Genomic DNA, 6,416 nt, shown 5'->3' on the forward strand with positions numbered 1-6,416 from the left:
TTACTCCACCGTTACACTTTTTGCCAAATTTCTTGGCATATCTACATCGTTACCAAGACGTACAGAAATTTCAAGTGATAATAGTTGAACAACAACCATCATCTCAAAAAATTCCAACATATAATCTTTTTGTTTTTTTGTTTGGATAAAGTCATCTGCTTTCTCAAATGCTATCGGACTAATGGCACAAATTGTTGAGTCTCTTGCACTAAGCTCTTCTACATTTGATTTGGACTTTTCATATAAAAGGTGTTCCGGAAGCAGGGCAATAGTAAAAAGCTCAGGATCTGCCAAAGCGATAGGTCCGTGTTTCATCTCACCACTTGGATAACCCTCTGCGTGAAGATAGCTTATCTCTTTGAGTTTAAGTGCACCCTCTAATGCAAGTGGGAAAAATATATCACGTCCGATAAAGAAGAATCCATGTCCGTGAAGATAGCGTTTTGAGAGTCGTTTGATGCGTTCATGCATGCTGTCCTCAACTTTTACAGATGTTGGAATGGTGCGCAAAAGCTCAAGTTGATGCATAATTTCTTCTTGCGTGAGAGAGCTTTTTATTTTTGCCAGATAGAGAGAGAGCATCCAAAACAGAGTGACCTGTGTTGCAAATGCTTTTGTTGATGCGACACCTTTTTCTACTCCTGCTCGCGTGAGGATTGTTGCATCTGCAAGACGCACCATAGAAGAGTTGTCAACATTACATATAACAAGTGTCTTAAGAGCTGCTTCTTTCGCCATTTTTAATGTTTCAAGTGTATCTGCTGTTTCACCACTCTGGCTGATAACGACGAAAAGAGTATCTTTGGTCATAATCGGCTCACGATAGCGGAATTCTGATGCTATTTCTACCGATGTTTTTATTTTTGAGTAGCGCTCAAACATATAAGAAGCTGTAAGTGCTGCATGGTAGGATGTCCCACATGCACAGAGTTTTATCTCATTGATGCCTTCAAACAGCTTAGAATCGAGCTCTTCAAAGATGACCTCTTTTTCCGTAACACGTCCAAGCAGTGTATCGGCTATGACATCGCTTTGCTCATAAATCTCTTTTTCCATAAAGAAGCGGTAGCCATCCTTTTGAGCAGAGAGTTTGTTTGTAGAGAGTTTTACAAAATGAGGTTGTTTTTGCTGGTTGTCTTTGTCAAATATAAGAATATCCTCACGTGAGACATACCCATAATCTCCATCTTCAAAATAATTTACATCTGTGCAGTGACCGATAAGCGGTGTATCTGAAGAGGCAAAATATTTCTCATCTTCAGCATTGATACCGACAAGCATAGGTGAACCGTGTTTTGCAAAGAAGATTTTGTCATTTTCTGCTTTTGTCACAAGTAAGATGGCATAAGCACCTTCAAGTTCTGCTATTGTCTTCTTAAAGGCATCAAATGCATCATCACTGCCTTTAAGATTTTTCTCAAACTGATGGACAATGACTTCGGTATCGGTCTGTGAAAGAAAAGTTACACCATCATCAATGAGTGCTTTTTTTAATTCTGCATAATTCTCTATGATACCGTTATGAACAACATAAGAGTTTTCTCCTACGTGAGGGTGTGCATTGAGTTCTGTTGGTTTTCCATGTGTCGCCCAGCGTGTATGGCCGATACCTACAGCAAATTTGTCTGTAGTGAAATCTTTTGTCTTTTCCTCAAGATTGACAAGTTTTCCTGTTGCTTTAAAACTTGAAAATACCCCATCACTCAGTACTGCAATACCTGCTGAGTCATACCCACGGTACTCTAACTCTTTAAGCCCTTCGAGTAAAATCTCTTTTGTATTCTTTTGACCGATATAACCAACTATTCCGCACATAAAAAAAGTCCTCTACTGTTCATTTGATAGCATTTCATAAATTTTATCGACATTATCGCATATGTCATGTTGTTTTTCCATTAAGAAGCTGTCTCGCACTTTATATTTGCTTGAATGGATTTTTGCTGTAATGATATTGATATGCATCTCTTCAAATCTATGCATGACATAAGCCAGCAGTCCCATCTGATTTTGCGTATGAATGCTCAGTTCGGCATGTGTTTTTGAATGCTCACAGTCGATTTTTATCTCATCACGTTTGATATTGACCTTTTTCAGTGGGACTTCTCTGCTCATATCAAAGGCATTATCAATGATATCTTGCACTTCGATGAGCTCATTGCCTTGTACATTTTTAATAAACTCGATTTTAAAGTATTTGATATCGTCAAAGAGTGTAAAAATCTCCATAGAGGCAACATCTAAATGAGAGAGTGTTGCAAGCAGGTAGCCGACATTGAGTGGAATACGTCTGTAGATTTCAATCGTAAGGGACTCTTTGTTTTTTGTCGTAAAACTGTACTCTTTAGTAGCATTTGCTTTTTTTGCAATCTCAATGATATCTTGCGGCATGTGTTTAAAAAAGAAAAGATTGGACTCGACAGCGAGGATCTTTTTCTGTAGAAGACGTGGCAGCGCTTTAAAGGCTTCAAGGTTTTTGACACGTCTTTCTATGATAAGGCGTTTTTTCGCATCGGTGATTCTCTCACTGTTTTCTGCGATTTCAAGGGCACTGTTATAAAGATCATAAAGCAGTTTTGCATTAAAGGAGTTGTATGTATCGCCACCGACACCGTTAATGTCTGCATAGGTCAAGATATAAAGGAGCTTGAGGTTTTTCGTATCACCGACACTTGACATAAACTTATAGAGAGTTTTTTCATTATGAATGTTCTCTTTAAAGGCAACATTGCTCATTAATATATGGTGTTTGACCAGTGTTACTGCACGTGAGCTCAGCTCTTCGCCAAGCCCTATGTGCTTTGCAAATTGCAGCATGAGTTTTGCACCCACTTCACTGTGGTCTTGTTTTCTGCCTTTTCCGCTGTCATGAAAAAAGACAACGGTTTTTAGAAGCAGTTTCTCTTCTTCACTCAGTTTATCAAAGAGTTCTTGTATGAAGTCTTCTTTGATGTTTTCCAAAGCCTGAACACACTTAATGGAGTGGATATCGACAGGGTAGTGATGATAGCCGTCAAATTGTGGCAGGTGCATCACTTTTTTGAAGTTAGCAAAGAGCTCAGCCAAAATACCTGCATCATAGAAAAGTTTTAAAAATGATGCTATATGTTTTTTGTAAAAGAGCTTTTTAATAAGCGTGTATGTTTTTTTACTCAAAGGGTGTGAGATTTTTGTATAGGTAAACTGGTTTAAAAAACCTGCATCAAAACGGTAATCATTATCTTCAAGAGAGATGAGTAATTCTAAAAGTGTATTGATCGGCAGAGGTTTGAGATTGTAAGATGCAAAGAGCCTGTCATTTAAGAGATAGATACCTTTACGAAGTCTTGCATGACGGAACTTTGTTATATATGCTGGATCGACAATGAAAGGACGTACCATTTTTTTGATAAATATCTGTGTGAAGTTATTGATTCTCCATCCGGCTTGGAGAACTTTTGACGCAAACTTCTCCTGCTTTTTAAAACCAAGCATAGAGCTGACTTGCGGGATGTGTTCTAAAAGAAGTTTGTCTTCTTGTTTCCCTGTGATGAGATGCAGAGCAGAACGGACACGATAAAGAAGCTCTAATGCGATGCGAAACTCTTTATACTCTTCGTCTGAAAATATTTTGCCACTGAGTTCTTTAATGTTGTTGACATTGTAGATGGTACGAGCCACCCAGAAGATAAGTTGCGAGTCACGCAGTCCGCCAACTCCCTCTTTGATGTTAGGCTGCATTGAGATAGGGTACTTTTTCCGTCTTTTTTGCGCCTCTTCAATTTTTGCCAAGATAAACTCTTTTGGCTGATATGATCTGATTTTACCCAGTTCTCTCTCTGTTGCATGCCAGGTAAAAGGAGAACCGGTAATAAAACGGGATTCCATTAGTGATGTACGAATGGTGATCTCCTCATTCGCGGCTTTAAAGAGATCTTTTGTCTCATGGACACGATGCCCGAGTTTCATTCCTGCATCAAGGGCAAGATAGAAAAGTTTTTCTATGATGAGTTCAGTCTGATACCCTTCAACTCTTTCATAAACGATAAGCAGGTCAATGTCACTGTGGACACAGAGCTGTTCACGTCCGTAACTGCCGAGTGCTACGATTGCTATCGGAATTTGACTTCGCATAGGCAGATAGTTTCCAAAAAGACGGCGCAGTACAGTTTTGTACATCAGTGTAATAATAGAGTCGAGTTTCTTCGTATGTTTAACAAGAAAGTCTTTTCCCTGATTCTCTTTAAAAAGTTCTGGAAGTGACTCTTTGTACTCTTTGATATATTGCTTAAAAAGTTTTGAGAGTTCAAAGTCTGAGCCGTTATTTTCTATGATATCTTCAATATGTAATAATAAGTCCATATATGATTATATTGAATTTTTGCTATAATCTCTCTTTAAAACTAAAAAAAAGAAGAAGAGAGAAATAAAATGACAATTACAAAAAGGGTGACATTCATCGCGAAAGAGGGTTGCGAAGATAAGATGAAAGAGTTGCTTGGGGCAATGGTCAAGCCAAGCAAAGCTGAAAAAGGGTGTATCTTTTATGAGATATTTCAGTATGAGAACAATCGCCGTAAATTTATGGCAGTAGAGACTTGGGAAGATGAAGCCGCACTTGATGGACATAAAGCTTCTGCTCACTATGCAGTCTATAAATCAAGTTATGAGCCATACTGTGAAAAGAAATACACAGATGAGCTGGAAGTATTAGGCTAGTGTTATGGATAATTTATGGATAGATAAACAGGCTCAGGCTTGTAAAAATGACTTGGAATTGCGGGTATATACATCAAATTTACTTGGTGAAAATGATGAACTGGTTCTACATGGCGGTGGTAATACTTCCGTTAAGAGCAAAGTAAACGGTGAAGATGTTCTTTATGTAAAAGGGAGTGGTTGGGACCTGGCAACGATTAAACCGGAAGGTTTTTCTGGGGTCTATCTTGACACGCTGCTTGATATGGCAAAGAGAGAGCATTTGAGTGATTCGGAAATGGTAGCACTGCAGCGTGAGGCGATGCTTGATGAAAATGCTCCAAACCCTTCGGTTGAAGCTATACTGCACGCACTCATACCCTACAAATTTGTGGACCATACCCATGCAGATGCAATCGTGACTATCTCAAATTCAGTCAATGGAGATGAGCACATTGTCAAGCTTTTTGGGAACTTTTTGATAGTTGATTATGTGATGCCGGGCTTTGAGTTGGCGCATAAGATTTATGAATTGACAAAAAATATGAACTGGGATGAGATAGAGGGTATCATTTTACATAATCATGGAATTTTTACCTTTGATGATGATGCAAAAGCTTCGTACTCTAAAATGATAGATGCCGTGAGCCGTGCAGAGGAGTTTTTGGATGAAAATGCCATTGTTCATATAGAACATAATTATGTACACAGTGATTGTGATATTGCACGGGTTATAAAAACGATGAGTGAGTATAAAGGGCATGAAGTTCACATTGCTATCAACCAAACACCACTTGCCGCTTTTTATGCATCACAACCAAATCTGCGTGAGTTCGCTTCACGTGGGGTTTTAACACCAGAGCATATTATTAGAACAAAACGTGTACCGCTTATTATGGAAGATACGGACCTTATTGGTGGGATAGAACAATATATTGCAGCTTATAAAGAGTACTTTAACAAGTATGCTACGGATGAGGTAATGCTCAATCCTGCACCAAATTATATGATTATCAAAAATTTGGCGGTTGTCTGTTTTGGTAAAAGTCGTGAAGAGGCAAAGATAATTTATGACATTGTAGAACATACGATGTTGGCAGTACTTCGCGCCGATAAACTTGGTGGGTATCAAAGCATTAGTGAGAAAGATAGCTTTGCGATGGAGTACTGGGAATTAGAACAGGCAAAACTTAAAAAATGAAATACCTACTAGCCATAGATGCAGGAACAGGAAGCATCCGTGCGGTGCTTTTTGATACCAAAGGAAATCAACTTGCAATGAGTCAAAGAGAGTGGACACACTTAGAAGAGGATGGTATTCCAAACTCTATGAGCTTTGATTTTGAGCAGAACTGGTCTCTGGTTTGTAGCTGTATTCAAGAGGCTATTCAAGATGTCAATGCTGATGATATTTTGGCACTCTCGGCTACAAGTATGCGTGAGGGGATAGTACTTTATGATGCAGATGGGAATGAGCTTTGGGGTGTGGCAAATGTCGATGCACGAGCAGCTGATGAGGTGAAGTATTTAAAAGAGAACTATCCCGGCATCGAAGAAGAGTTTTACAAAAAGAGTGGACAGACTTTTGCTCTTGGAGCCTTGCCTCGTCTTTTATGGCTGAAAAATAATCGCCCTGACATCTATAAAAAAGTAGCTTCTATCTCGATGATAGGGGACTGGATATTAGCAAAACTCAGTGGAAAAATAGCAGTGGATCCAAGTAATGCAGGAACAACAGGCAT

General features: G+C 38.9%; 5 protein-coding genes. 3 read left to right on the top strand and 2 right to left on the bottom strand.

The window, feature by feature from the left end; all coding sequences use genetic code 11:
* Both glmS and MNY27_RS07325 read right to left on the bottom strand, forming a co-directional pair.
* Positions 1-1,815, bottom strand: coding sequence for a glutamine--fructose-6-phosphate transaminase (isomerizing) (gene glmS, locus MNY27_RS07320; RefSeq protein ID WP_152184277.1), 1,815 nt, complete (start codon positions 1,813-1,815; stop codon positions 1-3).
* Positions 1,816-1,827: 12 nt separating this feature from the next.
* Positions 1,828-4,338, bottom strand: a complete 2,511-nt coding sequence (locus MNY27_RS07325) for an HD domain-containing protein (RefSeq protein ID WP_346392050.1) — start codon at positions 4,336-4,338, stop codon at positions 1,828-1,830.
* A 69-nt stretch (positions 4,339-4,407) separates the two neighbouring features.
* On the opposite strand from MNY27_RS07325, the gene MNY27_RS07330 reads away from it, so the two are divergent.
* The 3 genes from MNY27_RS07330 to MNY27_RS07340 all read left to right on the top strand — a co-directional run.
* Entirely contained in the window at positions 4,408-4,695 is a 288-nt protein-coding gene (locus MNY27_RS07330; protein WP_346392051.1) for a putative quinol monooxygenase, read from the top strand.
* A 4-nt stretch (positions 4,696-4,699) separates the two neighbouring features.
* Positions 4,700-5,875, top strand: coding sequence for a class II aldolase/adducin family protein (locus tag MNY27_RS07335; protein WP_346392052.1), 1,176 nt, complete (start codon positions 4,700-4,702; stop codon positions 5,873-5,875).
* Positions 5,872-6,416 (top strand): FGGY family carbohydrate kinase (locus tag MNY27_RS07340; RefSeq protein WP_346392053.1); only part of this gene is annotated, 545 nt, incomplete at its 3' end. The genes MNY27_RS07335 and MNY27_RS07340, both read left to right, overlap by 4 nt.

This window comes from Sulfurimonas sp. NWX79 (genome assembly GCF_039667035.1).
Classification (GTDB): domain Bacteria; phylum Campylobacterota; class Campylobacteria; order Campylobacterales; family Sulfurimonadaceae; genus Sulfurimonas; species Sulfurimonas indica.